The following is a 17711-nucleotide window of genomic DNA, read 5'->3' as shown; positions in this document are numbered from 1 at the left end:
GTCCCTCGTCCAAGATTTTTTCGACCAGCGCGAACGCTTCCGTGCGGCCGCTCTCACCCATAGGTCGGAGCCGCCGGGCCGGATTGGACATCCCCGGGGAGAAATCTTCCGGATGCCTTACGTGGTGGGCATCCGGACGGCGACTGGCCGCTCACCCCTAGACTCCCGTCGTGGACGCATACAGGCTCGGCATCGACTACGGGACCTCGAACACGGTCGCCGTCCTGCGCTGGCCCGACGGCCGCACCAGGCCGCTGCTCTTCGACTCCTCGCCGCTGCTGTCCTCGGCCGTCCACGCCGCCCCCGACGGCCGTCTCACCGTCGGCCGGGACGCCGAACGCGACTCGCGCACCGACCCCGCCCGCTTCGAGCCCAACCCGAAGCGCTGCGTCACCGACGGCTCGGTCCTGCTCGGCGACCGTTCCTTCCCGGTGGTGGACCTGATCGCCGCGACCCTGCGCGAAGTGGCGCGCGAGGCCGAACGGGTCGCCGGGACGCTGCCCGACGACGTCGTCATCACCTACCCCGCGTCCTGGGGCGCGCTGCGCCGGACCACCCTGACCGAGGCCGCCATCGCCGCAGGCCTCCCCCGCCCCAGACTGCTACCCGAACCGGTCGCGGCCGCCGCCTACTTCGCGACGGGCGCGGGCCACCGGGTCGCCGACGGCCAGGTCGTGGTCGTCTACGACCTCGGCGGCGGCACGCTCGACGTCAGCGCCGTCCGCCGCACACCCGACGGCTACGAGGTCGTGGCCGTCGAGGGCATGCCCGAGTTCGGCGGCGTCGACCTCGACGCGGTCCTCGTGCGCCTCCTCGGTGGCGGGGTCGAGCCCGCCGAGTGGGCGCGGCTGCTGTCGCCCACCACCGACGAGGAGCGGCGGCGCACCCGGACCCTGTGGGACGACGCCCGCGCGGCGAAGGAGGCCCTGTCGCGCCGGCCGAACAGCTCCGTCCTGCTGCCGACGACCGGCCGCGACCTCCAGGTCGGCCGCGAGGCCTTCTGGGAGGCCGCCCGGGAGTACCTGGTCGCCACCGGCGAGCTCACCCGGAAGGTCGTCGCGCGAGTCGGCGGCGAGCGGCTCGCCGGGCTCTTCCTCGTCGGCGGTTCCACCCGCATGCCGCTGGTCGCCACGATCCTGCATCAGGCGACCGGCATCGCCCCGACCGTCCTCGAACAGCCCGAGCTCGTCGTGGCCGAAGGCGCGCTCCAGGCGACCCTCCCCCGGACCGAGGCCGATGACGGCGGCGTGATCGCCGCGTCCGTCCCCTCCGACGACCTCATCGTGCTGCACGCTCCCCCACTGCCCACCGACGCGGCCGAACCCGTCTTCACGCCCGCCGCGAAGGCGCCGGAGGCGCCGTCCCCGCCGCCGAAGCCGCGCACGGGCCGGTTCGTCGCCGGTCTCGTGGCGCTGATGCTCGTCGCGGCGGGCGTCTCCTGGGCCCTGGAGAACGCGACCGGCGACGACGACCCGGGCGGCACCGGCAGCAGCAGCGATGACCCCGGCGACGACGGCGGTGGCGAACCGGACGGTTCCGGCGCCCTCTACGCCCACAAGGCCGATCTGTGCGACACCGACCTCAAGCCGGTCCGCGGCATCGCCGGGGAGGTCGTCGGCGATCCGACGGCCTCGGGCCCGACGCAGAACGGCGACGCGACCGGCACCGGCTGCACCTTCACCCTGATGAAGTCCACCGCCGAGGCCTTCCAGCTGCTGATCGAGGCCGACGTGTACTCCGGCGGCGGCACGCACTCCAGCACCGTCAGCATCGCCGGTGGCGAGCAGGGCGAGCTGAAGGTCGACGTCGACGGCGCGAAGGCCCAGTGGGCCTACCTGAAGACCCCGGCCGGCGGCTACGCCAACCACGTCTACAACATGGTCGCGGTCAGCGCGAACCTCGTGTTGTCCATCGACCTCATCGGCGTGAGCTCCGACGACCTCGAACGCACCACCATCGACAAGGCCGTCGCGTCCCTGGCGGAACAGGTCATGGGCGCGCTGGCCTCGGCCTGACCGCTGCTGTCGAAAACCGGCGCACGGCTCCGACCTCCGGTCAGAGGCGTCCACTGGGGACGCCGCCCGACCGGGGAGCGGCCATGCGTTTCAAGATCTCCATCTACGGCAACGACGCGTTGTGGGGTTCGTTCACCGAGGAGTCCTTCGCGGCCCTCATCGCCGCCGACGCGGCCTTCCAGCGAGACCTGCGCGAGTCCGGCGAGCTCATCAGCGCCGAGGGCATGGCCGACTCGGGGCTCGTCCGTGTCGTCCGCGTCCGCGACGGCGTCCGGGTCGTCACCATGGGCCCCTACCTCGGGGGCGGCGAGCACCTCGGTTCCTATTTCGTGGTGGACTGTGACAGCCTCGAACGTGCCCTGGAGCTGGCCGCGGGTTACCCGACCGCGGGCGGCAACGGCGTCGAGGTCTGGCCGCTGCTGGAGCACTCCGGGACGACACTGCCGGATTAGGGACGGGCTGTGAGCGAAGACGTGAGCGTCGAGGAACTGCTGCGCGAGTGCGCGCCGCAGGTCCTCGGTTCCCTCATCCGCAGGCACGGGCAGTTCGACCTGTGCGAGGACGCCGTGCAGGAGGCGCTGCTCGCGGCCTCCCAGCAGTGGCCCGTGGAGGGGATCCCCGGCAACCCGCGCGGCTGGCTCGTCACGGTCGCGACCCGCAGGCTCACCGACCTGTGGCGCAGCGACGACGCCCGCCGCCGCCGGGAGGCGACGGTCGCGCTCCAGGAGGAGGCGAGCGCCGCGGGTCCCGGCGAGGAGGGCGGCGCTCCCGACCACGACGACACGCTGATGCTGCTGTTCCTGTGCTGCCATCCCTCGCTGTCGCCGCCGAGCCAGATCGCGCTGACGCTGCGGGCGGTCGGCGGTCTCACCACCGGCGAGATCGCCAGGGCGTTCCTGGTGCCGGAGTCGACGATGGGTCAGCGCATCAGCCGCGCGAAGAAGTCCATCAAGACCAGCGGCACCGGCTTCCGGATGCCGCCGCTGGCCGAGCGGCGCAAACGCGTCGCGGTGGTCCTGCACGTGCTGTACCTGATCTTCAACGAGGGCTATACCGCGACCTCCGGCGACGACCTCGTCCGCGTCGACCTCACCGACGAGGCCATCCGCCTCACCCGGGCCGTGCACCGGCTCCTCCCCGACGACGGCGAGGTCGCCGGGCTGCTCGCGCTCATGCTGCTCACCGAGTCGCGCCGCCCGGCGCGGACCACGCCCGACGGCGGGCTCGTACCCCTCGCCGAGCAGGACCGCTCGAAGTGGAACGCCGACCGCATCGCCGAGGGCGTCGGCCTGATCACCGAGTCCCTGGCCCACTCCGCCGTCGGCGCCTATCAGCTACAGGCCGCGATCGCCGCCGTGCACGCCGAGGCGCCGAGTACCGAGGAGACCGACTGGCCGCAGATCCTGGCCCTCTACGGGATCCTCGAACGCGTCTCCCCCGGCCCGATGGTGGCGCTGAACCGGGCCGTCGCGGTCGCCATGGTCGACGGTCCCCGCAAGGGACTCGACGCGCTCGACGCCGTCGCCGCCGACGAGCGCATGACCGAGCACCACCGCGTCGAGGCCGTCCGGGCGCACCTCCACGAGATGGCCGGGGAACCCGAGGCCGCGCGGGAGAGCTACCGGCGGGCCGCCAAGCTCACCACCAGCGCCCCCGAGCGCCGCTACCTCGAATCGCGTGCCGCGCGACTCAACCCGTGACCGCCGGGACCGTAACGGTCCCACCCGGCGCCTATCCTCGGCACCGCCCCGGCGATCGTCACGGCCCCGGCCACCCGCGGGGCTATATTTGCGTTCCCTGTACTCAACGAATTGGTTGAACAATATGGCGGAGGATCAGCTCAGCGTCCTGTTCGCGGCGCTCGCCGACCCGACCCGCCGGGCGATCCTGGCCCGGCTGGCCGAGGGCGAGGCGACCGTCAACGAGCTGGCCGAACCCTTCGAGATCAGCCTCCAGGCGATCTCGCGCCACCTGAAGGTCCTCGAACGTGCCGGGCTCATCTCACGTGGCAAGGACGCCCAGTACCGGCCCTGCCGCCTCGAAGCCGAGCCGCTGGGGACGGCCTCGGCGTGGCTGGACCAGTACCGCGCCTACTGGGAGGACCGCTTCGACCGCCTCGCCGCGCACCTGGAGAGGCTCCAGAAGGGCTCCGGCTGAGCCCCGGTCAGCGGAAGTCGGCGACGTGGTCGCGCGCCCAGGCCGCGAAGTCGCGGGCGGGCCGGCCGGTCGCGTCGGGCACGCCCGGCCAGGGACGCAGCAGCGCCGACCAGTCCTGCTCGGCGTAGCCGTCGGCGCCCGTCGGCTCACCCCCGCCGTAGTCGACGAAGCCGAGCAGCAGGTCCGCGGCACCGGCGGCGAAACCGCCCTGCGCCCGCAGGATCTCGCGGGCCTCCTCGCGGGAGACCTCGACGTAGGCGACCTCTTCGCCGAGCGCCGCGCCGATGGCCGCGACCTGCTCGCGAGTGGTGATCGCGGCGGGACCGGTGAGCGTGTAGATCTTCCCGTCGTGGCCGTCTTCGAGGAGCGCGGCGACCGCGACGGCGGCGATGTCGGCCTCGTGGACCGGCACGGAGGCCTCGTCGGCGAAGGGGTAGCGGACCTCGCGGCCCGCACGGATCATCGGGCCCCAGATCGGCAGCATGTTCGCCATGAACGAACCCGGCCGCACGTGCGTCCACGCGACGCCGGACTTCTCCACCGCCGCCTCGACCGGGTTGACGTGCAGACCGACGGTCACCGAGGCCGCCGACAGGTCCACGATCCGCCGGACCCCGGCGGCCACGGCCAGCGCGACGACCTCGTCGACGGCCTCCTCGACCGGGAACAGGTACATGCGGTCGACGCCCTCGAAGGCCGGTGCGAGCCCCGCCGGGTCGGTGAGGTCACCGGCCACGACCTCGACGCCCGCGGGCAGGCCCGCCTTCGCCGGGTCGCGCGTGACGGCCCGGACCTCGGCGCCCGCGGCGAGAAGCTGAGCGACGACCTGCCGTCCGACGACGCCGGTGGCGCCCGTGACCAGAACCTTCATGACCTTCTCCGATGCTCGTTGGCTGTCGGAGACGACGATAGGGGCCATGTAGGCCGGATCCGGTCCTAGTTCAGCCGCCTTTGCAGCGCGGGTTGCCGTCATCGGCCGGACTGTCGCCGAAACAGCCGACGGGCGGATCCTCCGGGTACGGGCTCGGATACGGCCCCTCCCCCTTGAAGACCCACTCGACGAGCGAGTTCGGGCGTGTCTCGCTGCCGTTGGTCGGCGCCATGGAGCCGCAGACGACGAGCAGCAGTGTGACGCCGAAGGCCCAGCCCGCGAACCTCCGCCGGAACACCAGCGCGGCCGCCAGCCCGAGGGCGGGCAGCAGCACCGCCACGGCGAAGGCGACGACCCACATGGTGCGCTGCGCCTGCGCGCCGCCCGGCTCGGGCGTGCTCCCCGCCAGGTGGAGGTCCTGGAGGGCCCCGAGGAGCACCAGGGCCGGCACTCCGAGCAGCAGGAGCAGCCAGTCGAGCGTGAAGAAGGCCGTGAGCCAACCTGAGCCCCCACGGTGAGGCACCGCGTTCGTGTCCGGCTCCCCCGTTGTCATGTCGCCAGTGTCGCCCGCGCCTCGGGATCGCGGTGAGCCGCGTTCCGTGACCGAACTAGGCCGACGCCTGTCCTACTCCCGGGTCATGCTGGACCCATGACCGACACACCCGGCCGGCTGCTCACCCTCCTGTCACTGCTCCAGACGCCGCGCGAGTGGCCCGGCAGCGAGCTCGCCGAACGGCTCGGCGTCAGCCCGCGCACCATCCGGCGCGACGTCGACCGCCTGCGCGACCTGGGCTACCCGGTACAGGCCACGATGGGCGCGATCGGCGGTTACCGCCTCGCCGCCGGCAAGGCGATGCCGCCGCTGCTCCTCGACGACGAGGAGGCCGTCGCCATCGCCGTCGGCCTGCGCACGGCGGCCGGACGCGCGGTCGACGGCATCGAGGAGGCCTCGGTACGGGCCTTGACGAAACTGGAGCAGGTCCTGCCCTCGCGGCTGCGGCAGCGCGTCAGCGCCCTCGGCGTGGCGACCGTCGCACTGCCGGAGGCGGGCGCGCGAGAGCCCGTCGACCCCGAGCACCTGACGGTGATGGCGGCGGCGATCGCGGCCGGTGAACGTCTGCGCTTCGGGTACGTCGCGCACGACGGGACCGAGAGCAGGCGGCACGTCGACCCCGACCGGCTCGTCGCCGCGCGGCACCGCTGGTACCTGCTGGCCTGGGACAACGAACGGGCGGACTGGCGGATCTTCCGGGCCGACCGGATCACCGCGCCGGTGCGGACGGGCGCGCGTGCGGCGCCCCGGGAGCTGCCGATGGCCGACCCGGCGGAGTACGTGCGCTCGAAGATGTACTCCCTGCTGCCGACCTACCGGGCGGTGGTCACGGTGCGGGCACCGGCGTCGGCCGTCATCGGCAGGCTTGGGGACTCCCCCGAGGACGTGGCGGAACTCGACGACGGCACCTGCCGCGTGCGCAGCCACAGCGACACGCTCGAATGGCTGGCGCTGCGGCTCCTCCAGCTCGGGCACGAGTTCACCGTGCACGAGCCGCCGGAGCTCGTCGAGGTCCTGGCGGGCTACGCCGGGCGGGCCGCGCGAGGGGCGGGCCTGACCGGCGAAGGCGGTTAGGATGCGGATGGGTCAGTACACATAGGACGAAACCCGCAGGAGGCAGCGTGCGCCCGACCACGTTCATCGTCGGCACCGGCCGGAGCGGATCGAGCGCCCTGTCGCGGATCCTCAACGCCCACCCGGAGATCCTGAGCCTCAACGAGATGCTGGCCGCGCTGACACCTGTCGCGCTGCCCGAGGGCGAGGTCCCCGGGACGGAGTTCTGGGCGATCCTGTCGGGCCCCAACGGGATCTTCGACCTGATGATCCGCAGCGACGCGGCCCTGCCGGAGTTCCTGTACCCGAGGAAGCCGGGGCGCCACAGCGCCGAGAACGGCATCCCGGCCCTGTGCCTGATGACGCTGCCACCGCTGACGGCCGACCCCGACGCCGCCCTCGACGCGCTGGAGCCGATCGTCACGGAATGGCCGACGCGGCCCGTCGGCGAGCACTACGCCGCGCTCTTCGACCACCTGACTGCCCGCTTCGGCGGCGAGGTCGTGGTCGAGCGCTCGGGCTACTCGGTGAGCTGGATCCCGCGGCTGCGCGAGGTCTTCCCCGAGTGCAGGTTCGTGCACCTCTTCCGCGACGGGCCCGACTGCGCGATGTCCATGAGCCGCCACCCGGGCTACCGGATGATCTACCACCTGCGGCTCATGGTCGAGATCCTCGGTCTGGACTCGATCACCGAGCTCGACGCCGACCAGGTCGCGAAACTGCCGCCCGAGCTGGCCGGGCTGTTCGCCGACCCCTTCGACCGGCGGCTGCTGATGGACGACGACGTCCCCCCGGCGAATTTCGGGAGGCTCTGGTCGGAGATCGTGACCGAGGGCGTGGAGTCCCTGCGCGGCCTGCCACCCGAGCGGGTCATGACGCTGACCTACGAGGACCTGATCGCCACGCCGGAGCGCGAACTGGCGCGGCTCGCCGAGTTCGCCGGAGCCGCCGCCGACCCGTCGTGGATCGCCCACGGCGCCGCGAACCTCGACGCGTCCCGGCGCGGTGCCGCGCTCCGGCTCCCGCCGAAGGAACTGACGGCGCTGCGGGAGGCGTGCGCACCGGGCGAGGCCGCGCTCGCGAGAGGCTAGGGCCGGTGGTCACGCCATGATCCCCCGGGGCGAGGGGCGTGAGCGCACGCCGCGGCTCGTCGGTGGCCTTGAGCGGCTCCGGTCTCGGCCGGCGGCTCGCCGCCTTCACGAAGGCCTCATCGCGATGCTTCGCGGCGAGGGTGTCGCGCCCCGGCTACTTCCCGCCCGAGCGCTTCGCCGCCTGCGCCAGGTGCGACTTCGCCGCCTTCACGAAAGCCTGGTCCCGGTGCTTCTCGGCGAGTACCGCGAGCACGTGCAGCGGTGGAGTCCCCGAGTCGCGGGCGATGTCGACGAGCGGGCCGAGGAACTTCTGGTCGAGGCCCTGCAGCTCGGCCGCCCACTTCTCGGCGTCCGCCTTGGACAGTCGCTTCTCGGTGCGCAGCCAGGCCGCCAGGGCGCCCCGCTTCATGACGGCCACGGTTACCAGCCCGCCGGGGCGTAGTCCTTGAGGAAGACGCCGAAGAGGTCCTCGCCGGCCTCGCCGCGCACGATCGGGTCATAGACGCGGGCGGCACCGTCGACGAGGTCGAGCGGGGCGTGGAAACCCTCGTCGGCCAGCCGCATCTTCTGCGTGTGCGGTCGCTCGTCGGTGATCCAGCCGGTGTCGACGCTGGTCATGAGGATGCCATCGGTGAGCATCTCGCGGGCGCTGGTGCGGGTGAGCATGTTCAGCGCGGCTTTCGCCATGTTCGTGTGCGGGTGGCCGGGGCCCTTGTACCCGCGGCTGAACACGCCCTCCATGGCCGAGACGTTGACGATGTACTTGCGGCGGGCCGTCGACGCGCGCATCGCCTGACGCAGGCGGCTGACCAGGATGAAGGGCGCGGTCTGGTTGCACAACTGCACTTCCAGCAGCTCGACCGGGTCGACCTCGTCGACGACCTGCACCCACGAGTTCGTGTCGACCAGGTCGGGGACGAGGCCACCGGCGTCGACGGCGGTGCCGGTGCTGATGCGTTCCAGGCTCGCCGACCCCGACGTGAGCGCCAGGGTGGTCAGCAGTTCGGGCGTCAAGGCGTGCGGGGAGCCGTCAGCGGCCGCGGCGATCGCGAGGGCGTTCTGGGCGGTGACCCCGCCGAAGCTGATCCGCTCGGGCAGGTCCCCGGCGGGCAGTTCGGCGGCCTCGGCCTCGATGAGGGCCTGGTAGGCGCCCGGGGAGCGGCGGACGGTCTGGGCGGCGTTGTTGATGAGGATGTCGAGCGGACCGGCGGCGGCGACGTCGTCGGCGAGCGCGACGACCTGCGCCGGGTCGCGGAGGTCCACGCCGATGATCTTCAGGCGGTGGGTCCAGTCGGCGCTGTCCTCCATGGCCGCGAAGCGGCGGACGGCGTCGTTGGGGAAGCGTGTGGTGATCGTGGTGTGGGCGCCGTCGCGCAGGAGGCGCAGGGCGATGTACATGCCGATCTTGGCGCGGCCGCCGGTGAGCAGGGCGCGCCTGCCGGTGAGGTCGGCGCGGGCGTCGCGCCTGCTGCGGTTCTCCTTGGCGCAGGCGGGGCACAGCTGGTGGTAGAAGGCGTCGACCTCGCGGTAGCGGTCCTTGCAGATGTAGCAGGAGCGGGCGCGCTGGAGGAAGCCGACGGTCTGCTCGCCGGCGCTGGCCTGGAGGAGAATCCCGTTGGTCTCGTCGTCGATCCGGTCGGGCGCGCCGGTGGCGGTGGCCGCGGTGACGGCGGCGTCGGCGGCGGTCACGGAGGCGCGCTTGTCGCGGCGGCGCTGCTGCTTGACGTTCTTGTAGACGCCGGCGGTGGCGCGGCGGATCGCGACGGAGTCGGGGTGGTCGCCGGGGAGTGCGAGCACCTCGGCGAGCACGCTCATGCAGATCTCCATGCGCGCGGGGTCGATGCCCTGGGCGTGTTCCATCGTGTTCTTTCCGTTTCGTTCGCGTCCGCTGCGACCAAGAACTCTACGCAGCCGGGGTGTCGTGACCCAAACCGAGCGGGCGGGGTCACGCCATCGCGGCCTGGCGGAACTCTCGTGGACTGACGCCGCGGGCGCGTTTGAACGCGGTCGACAGCGCGAACGGGCTGCCGTAGCCGACTTCGCGGGCGACGGAGCCGACGGTGGCGTCGGGTTCGCGGAGGCGGTCGGCGGCGAGGGTGAGGCGGAGGTCGGCGAGGAAGCTCATGGGCGGTTCGCCGGCCATGTCGGTGAAGCGGCGGGCGAGGGTGGCGCGTGAGACGCCGGTCTCGGCGGCGAGGGTCGCCACGGTCCAGGGGCGGGCGACCTCGGCGTGCATGAGCCGCATGGCGCGGCCGACGACGGGGTCGCTCCAGGCGCGGTACCAGACGGGGGCGTCGGCGCGACCGAACCAGGCGCGCAGGACGGCGATGAGCAGCAGGTCGAGGAGCCGGTCGAGGACGACGTCCTGGCCGGGGGCGTCGCGGGTGATCTCGGCGCCGAGCAGGGACGGCAGGGGTGAGTCGAGTTGTTCGGCGGTGACGACGACCAGTACGGGGAGGCTGGCGAGGACGCGGCGGCTGACCTCGTTGTGCACGCGGTAGGTGCCGATGAGCATGCCGGTGCCGCCGTCGGGGGCGTTGCCCCAGGAGCGGACGCCGAAGTCGAGGGTGTTGTGGACGGGGGTGCCGTCGAGGGTGGTGCAGCTCTGGTCGGGGTGGATGATCCAGTGGGCCGGGGTCTTGGGGCCGTCGGCGACGACGTAGGGGTCGGGGCCGCGCAGGAGGGCGATGTCGCCGTCTCGGAGGTGGTGGGCCTCGCCGTCGGCGGTGGTGACGTGCGCGTCGCCGGAGGTGAGGGCGAGCAGCGTCAGCGGGGCCTCGTCTCGCACTTGCACCGACCAGGGCGGGTTCATGCGGGAGCGGATGAGGAAGGCGCCTTTGGCGCGGGGGCCGTCGAGGAGTCCGGCGAGAGCGTCCATGCCGAGAAGTATAAGACTCTGGCGAATGTTTTCGAGCTTCTGAGCTATGGGAAGTCTCAGAGTTTCGGTATTAACTCAACTCATGACTGAGAACACGAACACCACCGCCACCACGACCGCCCCCATCCTCGTCACCGGCGGGACCGGCAAGACCGGCCGCCGTGTCGCCGACCGGCTCACCGCCCTCGGCCGCGAGGTCCGGATCGGCTCCCGCTCGGCCGAGATCCCCTTCGACTGGGACGACCGTTCGACCTGGGACGCGGCCGTGGCGGGCGTCTCGGCGATCTACCTGGCCTATGCCCCCGACGCCGGTTTCCCCGGTGCCGCCGAGATCATCGGCTCCTTCGCGGAGAAGGCCGTCGCCGCCGGAGTGACCCGGATCGTTCTGCTGACCGGCCGCGGCGAGGCGGGCGCCGAGGTCACCGAGAAGGTCGTGGCCGCCATCCCCGGCATCGAACTGACCATCGTCCGCGCCGCCGTCTTCGCGCAGAACTTCTCCGAGGGCTTCCTCGCCGACTCGGTGCAGGCCGGGGTGCTGGCCTTCCCCGCCGGCCAGGTCGCCGAACCGTTCATCGACGTCGACGACATCGCCGACGTGGCCGTCGCCGCCCTGACCGACGAGCGGCACATCGGCGAACTCTACGAACTGACCGGCCCTCGCCTGGTCACCTTCACCGAGGCCGCCGCCGAGATCGCCGCGGCGATCGGACGGCACGTGGAGTACGTGCCACTGACGGTCGAGGAGTTCCGCGCGGGAATGATCGAGCACGGCGTCCCCGCCGACGCCGCCGGGCAGCTCGCCGAGCTGATGCGCGAGATCATGGACGGCCACAACGCCCACCTCGCCGACGGTGTCCGCCGGGCACTGGGCCGCGAGGCGCGCGACTTCGCCGACTACGTGCGCGGCGCCGACGCGGCGGGCGCCTGGGGCTGATCCGCCGACGTTGAGAGGGCCGGGCACACGCCCGGCCCTTCTGCGCGCCTCACGACCGCGACTTGGCCGCGTCGTACCGCCCCTGCGCGGTGATGATGTCGTCGGTGCTCGCGGCGATCCACCCGATCAGCCCCGACAGATGCGCCGCCAGCTCCTCGCCGAGGGGCGTGAGCCGGTAGGTCACCTTGGGCGGCGAGTCCGGCTCGACCTCGCGGGCGACGAGCCCGTCGCGGGCGAGGACGCGGAGGGTCTGGGAGAGCATCTTCTCGCTGATCCCGCCGATCCGGTCGCGCAGAAGATAGAAGCGCTGCGGGCCCTCGGCGAGCGCGCCGATGAGCAGCGTCGCCCACCTGCTGGTGACGTGGTCGAGAACGTGGCGGCCGGGGCAGTCGGCGACGAACACGTCGTTGATCGGCTCGGCGTCCATGCCCGGAACGTACCCGAGGGCAGGCTATCGTCACATCTCATGTCGGCCTTCTCCCCGGTTCCGCTGCCGGTCTGCGACGGCACTCCCGGCGACCCCGCCGTCGTTTCGGACGGTGTCACCGCCTGGGCACGGTCGGCGCCGCTGCGGGCGCTGGTCGAGGAGTTCGGCGGGCGCCCCGACGACGCCCCGACCGGCGAGGCCCTCGCCCGACTGGAGGACTTCTCGGCCGAACACTGGGACTTCCGCGACGGGCGCGAACGCACCGAGGCCCGCCGGCACGCCTTCGAGCCCGGGACCGCCGCGCTGATCCTCGACGCGGCCCGCGCGCTCGGGTTGCTGTCGGCGCGACCGCCCCGGTACCGCGACTACACGCAGGTCCTCGTCCTCGGCGGGATGATCCGCGCCTGCCTGGTGCGGACCCGCCACGCCGCCGAACTCCTCGACGGTGGCGTCACCGCCGGGCGGATCACGGCCGTCGGCGGGTTCAGGCCCCTGACGCCGGCCGAGCACGCGACCGGCGCCGACCTGGGCCTGCCCGAATGCCGCTTCGAGGTCGACGCGCTCGAACTCGGGGTGCGGCAGGCGTTCGGCGCGACCTCTCATGACGAGGTCGAGGAGGGCGGCGACCCGGCCGCCGACCCGAACCGGGCGTGGCGGGTGACGACCTATCACCTGCCCGACACGACGCCCGCGCACGTGGTGGCCGCGCCGTCGAGCGCGCCGGCGCTTCGCCGCGCGAACACCGCCGACACCTGCCGCTACTGGGCCGACGAGGTCGTCAAGCTCGGCCCGCGCGACCGTGTCCTGGTCGTCACCTCGACGACGTACGTGCCCTTCCAGCACGCCGACGCCGTCGCGACGATCGGCCTGCCCTACGGTTGCGCGGTCGACACCGTCGGCGTCGACCTCACCGGGCATCCCGACGCGCGTTTCCGGCAGGTCCACGCTCCCGACCAGTGCCTGCAGGAGATCCGCTCGGCCGTGCGGTCGATGCGGTGGCTCTACCAGGTCGCCTCAGCCTTGTGATCATGGCGACAGCGAGGCCCAAACGCGTTGGCAAGGCCGTGGGAGCGGTGCCAGACTCCCCCGCATGTCGAGCACCTGGGAGCTGCGGCCGACGGCCGCCGCCGACGTCGAGGCGATCACCGAACTGCGCGCCGTCGTCATGCGCCCCGACCTGGAGCGCCTCGGACGCTACGACGAGACCCGCGTCCGCGAGCGCTTCCTGCGGTCCTACTCCCCCGAGCACACCCTGGCGATCATGGCCGACGGGACCTTCGCCGGATGCGTGACCCTGCGTCCCGCCGGCAACGGGTGGCTGCTGGAGCACTTCTACCTCGCGCCGGAGGTCCAGGGCCGCGGGCTCGGCGGTTCCGTGCTGCGTGAACTCCTGGAACGCACCGACGCCGAGGGCGCGCCGGTCCGGCTCAACGTCCTCCAGGGCAGTCCCGCGCGGCGGTTGTACGAACGGCACGGTTTCGAGCTGGAGACCGAGGACGAGGTGGACGTGTTCATGGTGCGCGAGGCCGGGACCGTCTTCGCCTGACGGCGATCGGGGACAGTGGCCCCATGGCCGGTTCCACAGCGCTGATTCCCCTCGACGGCGGCGACGTCCACGTGCGTCAGGACGGCCCGCCCGAAGCCCCGGCGGTCCTGCTCGTCCACGGATCCGCCTCATCGGTCCACTCCTGGGACCCGCTGGTCCCGCCGCTCGCCGAGTTCCACCGCGTCATCCGCCTCGACCTGCTCGGGCACGGCCGCTCGGCGAAACCGGCCGACGGCGACTACTCGATCCCCGCACAGGCGCTCCGTGCCGCGGCGGTGCTCGACCGGCTCGGCGTCGAGCGGGCCGTCGTCGTCGGGCACTCCACCGGCGGCTTGGTCGCCACCGCCCTGGCCGAGAACCGGCCCGCGCTGGTCCGCGCGCTCGCGCTCGTCAACACCGGACCCGAACTCGCCGCCTCCACCGCCCCGGCCATCGGGATCGAAGCCGAACAGTGGCCGCACCTCACCGACGCGCGGCTTCGCGGGGCCATGACCTCGGCGTTCGGCCGCGACGACTTCCGGGCCCCGCAGATCATGGTCGACGACCTGCGGCTGCTGACCTTCCACGCCTTCACCGCGACGCTGCGGGCGGCGCGGGACTACCTCGGTGAGCGGCCGATACCCGAGCGGCTGACCGCGGTCGGCAGGCCGCTGCTCGTGCTCTTCGGCGAGGACGACCGCAGGTGGCGGTCCTCCTCCGCCGGCGCCTACCGTGCCGTCCCCGGAGCCCGCGTCGAGATGCTCCCCGGTGTCGGGCACTCGCCGATGATCGAAGACCCTCCCGGGACCGCCGCGCTCCTCCTGCCCTACCTGGCGCAGCACACGGGCGGGACCGCCTAGAAGGGCGGTTCCAGCGCGGTCACCGTGAACGGCGCCTTCGGGCCGTCCGAGGCCGCGAGCTGCGAGTTGACTACCAGCAGCCGCCCGCCCAGGTACGCCACGGTCGTCGGGGTGTCGGCGGCGTCCATCGCGTGATGGCCGAGGACCTCGGCCTTGCGGTGGCCGTCGGTCAGGCGCAGGGCGGTGAGACGGAAGTGGGCCTCGCCGCCGGCGTCGCCGGTGTAGTCGCAGACGTAGAGCACGTCACCGGCGAAGACCATGCCGTCGCCGCGGACCTCGACCCCGCCGAGATCGACCGGCGCGGCCTCGCGGGTGGCGATGTCGACGTGCCATAGCTGCCCGGTGCCCTGCGCGGCGATGAGCAGCGCGCTTCCGTCCTGTGTGGACACCAGGCCGTTGAGGTAAGCGGCCTTGCCGGGCTCGATGCCGTGCCCGGTCAGGTCGATCCAGGGTTCGGCCGCGCCGATCTCGGTGTCGAGCGCGAAACGCCACACGGCCGGGCGCAGGGAGTCGGTGGCGTAGGCGTGCCCGCCGTTGACGCACACGTCGTTGAGCAGGGTGCGCTTGGTCGTCACCTGGTGGCGGGCGACGAGGGCGCCCGTGGCGGTGTCGTAGGCGAACAGCACGCCGGAGTGCCCGCCACAGACGATGAGCCGGCCCGCGCCGTCGACGGTCATGCCGAGCGCGCCGTGCCTGCCGTCGGCTCCCGGCGGGGACCAGAGCTCCAGCTCCGGCCGGTCCAGGTGGCCCCGGTAGACCGCTCCGTCGGCCGAACCCGACACGTAGAAGGTCTTGCCGTCGGGACCCTCGGTGATCCCCTCGGGGAACACGTCGCCACCGGGGAGCTCGTACCGCTCGATCATCATTCGCCCTTCGCGGAGATCGCTGGTGCGGCAACGATTATGCCCGGCGACCCTCCCCAGTGGAGCCGCCGATGATCACAGCCCGGCCGCAATTCGGATGCCCCGCCCCATCCCGGTTCCTATCCTCAAGGAGACAGCGAACCGCCGTGAACAGGAAGAAGGACCGTGAACACGTCTCCAGCAGTCATCGCGCTCGGCACCCGGATCGAGGCGACCGTGGCCGCCGCGATCCGACGCGCCCTCCCCGGAACCGAGCCGATCGATCCGCTGGTCCGACGCGGCGAACGGACCGACTTCCAGGCGAACGCGGCCCTCGCGCTGGCCAGGTCCGCCGGACGGCCCCCACGCGAACTCGCCGCCGCCATCACCGCCGAGATCACCCCGGACGGCCCGATCGAGACCGCCGAGGTCTCCGGGCCGGCCTTTGTGAACCTGACCCTCGCCGACGCCGAACTGTGGCGCCAGACCGCCCTGCGCCTCGACGCCGGGCTAGGACTGCCCGCGCCCTACGCCGGAACCGTCACCGTCGTCGACTACTCCGCGCCGAACGTCGCCAAGCGGATGCACGTCGGGCACCTGCGGTCGACCGTCATCGGCGACACGCTCGTCAAGCTGCTGGAATCCCTCGGCGGCACGGTGATCCGGCAGAACCACATCGGCGACTGGGGCACCCAGTTCGGGATGCTCATCCAGTACCTGGACGAGCATCCCGGGACCGCGTGGCACGGCACCGCCGACATCGCCGTCCTCGACGGGCTGTACCGGTCGGCCGCCGCGCACTTCGCCGCCGACGCGGCCTTCGCCGACCGGGCCAGGTCGCGGGTGGTCGCCCTACAGGCCGGAGACGAGGCGACCCTAGCGGTCTGGCGCGACCTGGTGGCGGTGTCCCTGGCCGCCTTCAACAAGATCTACCGGCGACTCGACGTGAGTCTGTCCGATGTGGACCTTGACGGCGAGTCCGTCTACAACCCGCATCTCGACGACGTCGTCGCCGAACTGACCGACGCCGGCATCGCGGTGGAGTCGCAGGGCGCGCTGTGCGTCTTCGACGAGCGCTTCACCGGACCCGAGGGCAACCCGATCCCGCTGATCCTCCGCAAGAGCGACGGCGGATACGGGTACGCGACCACCGACATGGCCACCCTGCGGCACCGGGTCCGCGAGCTGAAGGCAACGCGGATGCTCTACCTGACCGACGCCCGCCAGGCCCTGCACTTCGCGCAGGTCTTCGCCGCCGGACGGCGGGCGGGCTGGATCGACGCGTCGCACGAGGTCGTCCACGTCCCCTTCGGGACCGTCCTCGGCGCCGACGGCAGGCCCTTCAAGACCCGCTCGGGCGACACCGTCGCCCTGACCGGTCTCCTCGACGCCGCCGTCGCCGGAGCGCGGGCCGTCGTCGCGGCGAAGAACCCGGATCTCGACGGTGCCGCACTCGACCGGATCGCCGCTTCCACCGGGATCGGGGCGGTGAAGTACGCCGACCTGTCGACCGCCCGCACCACCGACTACCGCTTCGACATCGAGCGGATGGTGTCCCTCAACGGCGACACCGGCGTCTACCTCCAGTACGCGCACGCCCGGCTCGCCTCAATCCTGCGCAAGGCGGGCGAGGGCGAGACGATCGTGGACGAGAAGGCCCCGGTGAACACGTCGGAGCGCGCGCTGGTCCTGCGCCTCGACGAGTACGCCGCCGTGCTCGCCGAGGCCGCCGCGCTCAACGAACCACACCGGATCGCCACCTATCTGTTCGGGCTGGCGAAGGTGTTCAGCTCCTTCTTCGACCGCAGTCCGGTGCTCAAGGCCGAGACGGCCGCGCTGCGCGGGAACCGTCTCGCGCTGGTGCGGCTCACCCGGCTGACCCTCCACCATGGACTGTCGCTGCTGGGGATCGACGCGCCGGAACGGATGTAGACGCACGCCCCGCCACGGCCTGCCCCGCGAAGACCACGAAACCCGGGAGCAGCACCGCCGTGGCCGGGACCAGCGTTCCGATCGCGGTGGCGACGCCCGCCGCCGCCACGGCGGCCGGCACGGTCCACCACGCGGTGGTCGCGATCCGCGCGCTCGCGCGGATCGCGTCCCGCCAGCGGCCGTCGTGGACGGCGACGGTGAGCAGTGCCAGGCCGGCGAAGGCCACGGCAATCCCCGCCGTCACCGCCGCCACGGCCTTCCCTCCGGGCAGGGCACCGCTTCCGGCGACCCGCAGATTCACGAACAGGAGCGCTTCCACCGCGAGGAACACCGCCACGGCGACCGCACCGGCCGGGACGCCTCGCGCGAAGGCGCGCACGAACCACCCGAGCGCCGGGTAGGTGCCGTGCTCCCGCCGGTGCCGGATCGCCGCGCCGGCGGTGGCCAGCGCGGATCCGGCGGTGACCACCGGCAGCGCGCACACCGTCACGGCGATGCCGACGAGCGCGAGGTCGGCGGCGTCGCGCAGGTGCTCGCGCCAGTCGGCGCGGGGTGGGGCGGCGGCGTCCATCG

Annotated in this window: 19 protein-coding genes; 11 read left to right on the top strand and 8 right to left on the bottom strand. The window is 72.6% G+C overall.

Annotation, left to right across the window (positions count from 1 at the left end):
• Positions 1–170 precede the first annotated feature (170 nt).
• The 4 genes from HNR73_RS10915 to HNR73_RS10900 all read left to right on the top strand — a co-directional run bounded on the left by HNR73_RS10915 (position 171) and on the right by HNR73_RS10900 (position 4172).
• Positions 171–2015, top strand: coding sequence for an Hsp70 family protein (locus tag HNR73_RS10915; protein WP_184787237.1), 1845 nt, complete (start codon positions 171–173; stop codon positions 2013–2015).
• Between the two features lie 83 nt (positions 2016–2098).
• Complete coding sequence (locus HNR73_RS10910) at positions 2099–2467, top strand: YciI family protein (RefSeq protein WP_184787236.1); 369 nt, start codon at positions 2099–2101, stop codon at positions 2465–2467.
• Between the two features lie 9 nt (positions 2468–2476).
• Positions 2477–3715: an RNA polymerase sigma factor gene (locus tag HNR73_RS10905; protein WP_184787235.1), complete on the top strand. Its 1239-nt coding sequence runs from the start codon at positions 2477–2479 to the stop codon at positions 3713–3715.
• Between the two features lie 124 nt (positions 3716–3839).
• Positions 3840–4172 (top strand): ArsR/SmtB family transcription factor, encoded by a 333-nt coding sequence (locus HNR73_RS10900; RefSeq protein ID WP_184787234.1) that lies wholly within the window; start codon positions 3840–3842, stop codon positions 4170–4172.
• Positions 4173–4179: 7 nt separating this feature from the next.
• Here HNR73_RS10900 and HNR73_RS10895 read toward each other — a convergent pair whose 3' ends face one another.
• Positions 4180–5043, bottom strand: a complete 864-nt coding sequence (locus tag HNR73_RS10895; protein ID WP_184787233.1) for an SDR family oxidoreductase — start codon at positions 5041–5043, stop codon at positions 4180–4182.
• Positions 5044–5113: 70 nt separating this feature from the next.
• Positions 5114–5596 carry a hypothetical protein gene (locus tag HNR73_RS10890; protein ID WP_184787232.1) on the bottom strand — a complete coding sequence of 161 codons (483 nt, stop codon included), beginning with the start codon at positions 5594–5596 and terminating at the stop codon, positions 5114–5116.
• Positions 5597–5692: 96 nt separating this feature from the next.
• Between HNR73_RS10890 and HNR73_RS10885 the strand changes: the two genes are divergently transcribed.
• Entirely contained in the window at positions 5693–6670 is a 978-nt protein-coding gene (locus tag HNR73_RS10885; RefSeq protein WP_184787231.1) for a helix-turn-helix transcriptional regulator, read from the top strand.
• Between the two features lie 47 nt (positions 6671–6717).
• The gene (locus HNR73_RS10880) at positions 6718–7740 is read left to right on the top strand and encodes a sulfotransferase family protein (RefSeq protein WP_184787453.1); all 1023 of its coding nucleotides are present in this window, start codon (positions 6718–6720) and stop codon (positions 7738–7740) included.
• A gap of 154 nt (positions 7741–7894) precedes the next feature.
• Here HNR73_RS10880 and HNR73_RS10875 read toward each other — a convergent pair whose 3' ends face one another.
• The 3 genes from HNR73_RS10875 to HNR73_RS10865 all read right to left on the bottom strand — a co-directional run bounded on the left by HNR73_RS10875 (position 7895) and on the right by HNR73_RS10865 (position 10618).
• The gene (locus HNR73_RS10875) at positions 7895–8149 is read right to left on the bottom strand and encodes a hypothetical protein (protein WP_184787230.1); all 255 of its coding nucleotides are present in this window, start codon (positions 8147–8149) and stop codon (positions 7895–7897) included.
• Between the two features lie 11 nt (positions 8150–8160).
• Positions 8161–9600 carry an SDR family NAD(P)-dependent oxidoreductase gene (locus HNR73_RS10870; protein ID WP_203686180.1) on the bottom strand — a complete coding sequence of 480 codons (1440 nt, stop codon included), beginning with the start codon at positions 9598–9600 and terminating at the stop codon, positions 8161–8163.
• An 85-nt stretch (positions 9601–9685) separates the two neighbouring features.
• Positions 9686–10618: an AraC family transcriptional regulator gene (locus HNR73_RS10865; protein WP_184787229.1), complete on the bottom strand. Its 933-nt coding sequence runs from the start codon at positions 10616–10618 to the stop codon at positions 9686–9688.
• Positions 10619–10700: 82 nt separating this feature from the next.
• Between HNR73_RS10865 and HNR73_RS10860 the strand changes: the two genes are divergently transcribed.
• The gene (locus HNR73_RS10860) at positions 10701–11552 is read left to right on the top strand and encodes an NmrA family NAD(P)-binding protein (RefSeq protein WP_184787228.1); all 852 of its coding nucleotides are present in this window, start codon (positions 10701–10703) and stop codon (positions 11550–11552) included.
• A 49-nt stretch (positions 11553–11601) separates the two neighbouring features.
• Here HNR73_RS10860 and HNR73_RS10855 read toward each other — a convergent pair whose 3' ends face one another.
• Positions 11602–11979, bottom strand: coding sequence for a winged helix-turn-helix transcriptional regulator (locus HNR73_RS10855; RefSeq protein WP_184787227.1), 378 nt, complete (start codon positions 11977–11979; stop codon positions 11602–11604).
• Between the two features lie 39 nt (positions 11980–12018).
• Here HNR73_RS10855 and HNR73_RS10850 point away from each other — a divergent pair, with 39 nt between their 5' ends.
• The 3 genes from HNR73_RS10850 (at position 12019) to HNR73_RS10840 (ending at position 14364) form a co-directional block, all read left to right on the top strand.
• Positions 12019–13005: a hypothetical protein gene (locus tag HNR73_RS10850; protein ID WP_239122124.1), complete on the top strand. Its 987-nt coding sequence runs from the start codon at positions 12019–12021 to the stop codon at positions 13003–13005.
• Between the two features lie 64 nt (positions 13006–13069).
• Positions 13070–13525 carry a GNAT family N-acetyltransferase gene (locus HNR73_RS10845; protein ID WP_184787226.1) on the top strand — a complete coding sequence of 152 codons (456 nt, stop codon included), beginning with the start codon at positions 13070–13072 and terminating at the stop codon, positions 13523–13525.
• Positions 13526–13548: 23 nt separating this feature from the next.
• Complete coding sequence (locus tag HNR73_RS10840; protein WP_184787225.1) at positions 13549–14364, top strand: alpha/beta fold hydrolase; 816 nt, start codon at positions 13549–13551, stop codon at positions 14362–14364.
• Here HNR73_RS10840 and HNR73_RS10835 read toward each other — a convergent pair.
• Complete coding sequence (locus HNR73_RS10835) at positions 14361–15227, bottom strand: SMP-30/gluconolactonase/LRE family protein (RefSeq protein ID WP_184787224.1); 867 nt, start codon at positions 15225–15227, stop codon at positions 14361–14363. The genes HNR73_RS10840 and HNR73_RS10835 overlap by 4 nt on opposite strands.
• Before the next feature lie 165 nt (positions 15228–15392).
• On the opposite strand from HNR73_RS10835, the gene argS reads away from it, so the two are divergent.
• A complete protein-coding gene (argS, locus tag HNR73_RS10830; RefSeq protein WP_184787223.1) occupies positions 15393–17138 on the top strand; it encodes an arginine--tRNA ligase in 1746 nt (581 codons plus the stop codon).
• Here the strand turns inward: argS and HNR73_RS10825 are convergent.
• A complete protein-coding gene (locus HNR73_RS10825) occupies positions 17074–17709 on the bottom strand; it encodes a hypothetical protein (RefSeq protein ID WP_184787222.1) in 636 nt (211 codons plus the stop codon). The genes argS and HNR73_RS10825 overlap by 65 nt on opposite strands.
• Positions 17710–17711 lie beyond the last annotated feature (2 nt).

This window comes from Phytomonospora endophytica, from assembly GCF_014202425.1.
Taxonomy (GTDB): Bacteria; Actinomycetota; Actinomycetes; order Mycobacteriales; family Micromonosporaceae; genus Phytomonospora; species Phytomonospora endophytica.
The sequence above is the reverse complement of the archived record's forward strand: the minus strand, read 5'-3'. Positions and strand labels throughout refer to the sequence as shown.

What these genes read in the sequence shown, in the direction of transcription:
- HNR73_RS10910 (WP_184787236.1), top strand. Translation starts at nt 2,099, where the DNA reads ATGCGTTTCAAGATCTCCATCTACGGCAACGACGCGTTGTGGGGTTCG.
- HNR73_RS10900 (WP_184787234.1), top strand. Translation starts at nt 3,840, where the DNA reads ATGGCGGAGGATCAGCTCAGCGTCCTGTTCGCGGCGCTCGCCGACCCG.
- HNR73_RS10895 (WP_184787233.1), bottom strand. Translation starts at nt 5,043, where the DNA reads ATGAAGGTTCTGGTCACGGGCGCCACCGGCGTCGTCGGACGGCAGGTC.
- HNR73_RS10890 (WP_184787232.1), bottom strand. Translation starts at nt 5,596, where the DNA reads ATGACAACGGGGGAGCCGGACACGAACGCGGTGCCTCACCGTGGGGGC.
- HNR73_RS10885 (WP_184787231.1), top strand. Translation starts at nt 5,693, where the DNA reads ATGACCGACACACCCGGCCGGCTGCTCACCCTCCTGTCACTGCTCCAG.
- HNR73_RS10875 (WP_184787230.1), bottom strand. Translation starts at nt 8,149, where the DNA reads ATGAAGCGGGGCGCCCTGGCGGCCTGGCTGCGCACCGAGAAGCGACTG.
- HNR73_RS10870 (WP_203686180.1), bottom strand. Translation starts at nt 9,600, where the DNA reads ATGGAACACGCCCAGGGCATCGACCCCGCGCGCATGGAGATCTGCATG.
- HNR73_RS10865 (WP_184787229.1), bottom strand. Translation starts at nt 10,618, where the DNA reads ATGGACGCTCTCGCCGGACTCCTCGACGGCCCCCGCGCCAAAGGCGCC.
- HNR73_RS10860 (WP_184787228.1), top strand. Translation starts at nt 10,701, where the DNA reads ATGACTGAGAACACGAACACCACCGCCACCACGACCGCCCCCATCCTC.
- HNR73_RS10855 (WP_184787227.1), bottom strand. Translation starts at nt 11,979, where the DNA reads ATGGACGCCGAGCCGATCAACGACGTGTTCGTCGCCGACTGCCCCGGC.
- HNR73_RS10850 (WP_239122124.1), top strand. Translation starts at nt 12,019, where the DNA reads ATGTCGGCCTTCTCCCCGGTTCCGCTGCCGGTCTGCGACGGCACTCCC.
- HNR73_RS10845 (WP_184787226.1), top strand. Translation starts at nt 13,070, where the DNA reads ATGTCGAGCACCTGGGAGCTGCGGCCGACGGCCGCCGCCGACGTCGAG.
- HNR73_RS10840 (WP_184787225.1), top strand. Translation starts at nt 13,549, where the DNA reads ATGGCCGGTTCCACAGCGCTGATTCCCCTCGACGGCGGCGACGTCCAC.
- HNR73_RS10835 (WP_184787224.1), bottom strand. Translation starts at nt 15,227, where the DNA reads ATGATCGAGCGGTACGAGCTCCCCGGTGGCGACGTGTTCCCCGAGGGG.
- HNR73_RS10825 (WP_184787222.1), bottom strand. Translation starts at nt 17,709, where the DNA reads ATGGACGCCGCCGCCCCACCCCGCGCCGACTGGCGCGAGCACCTGCGC.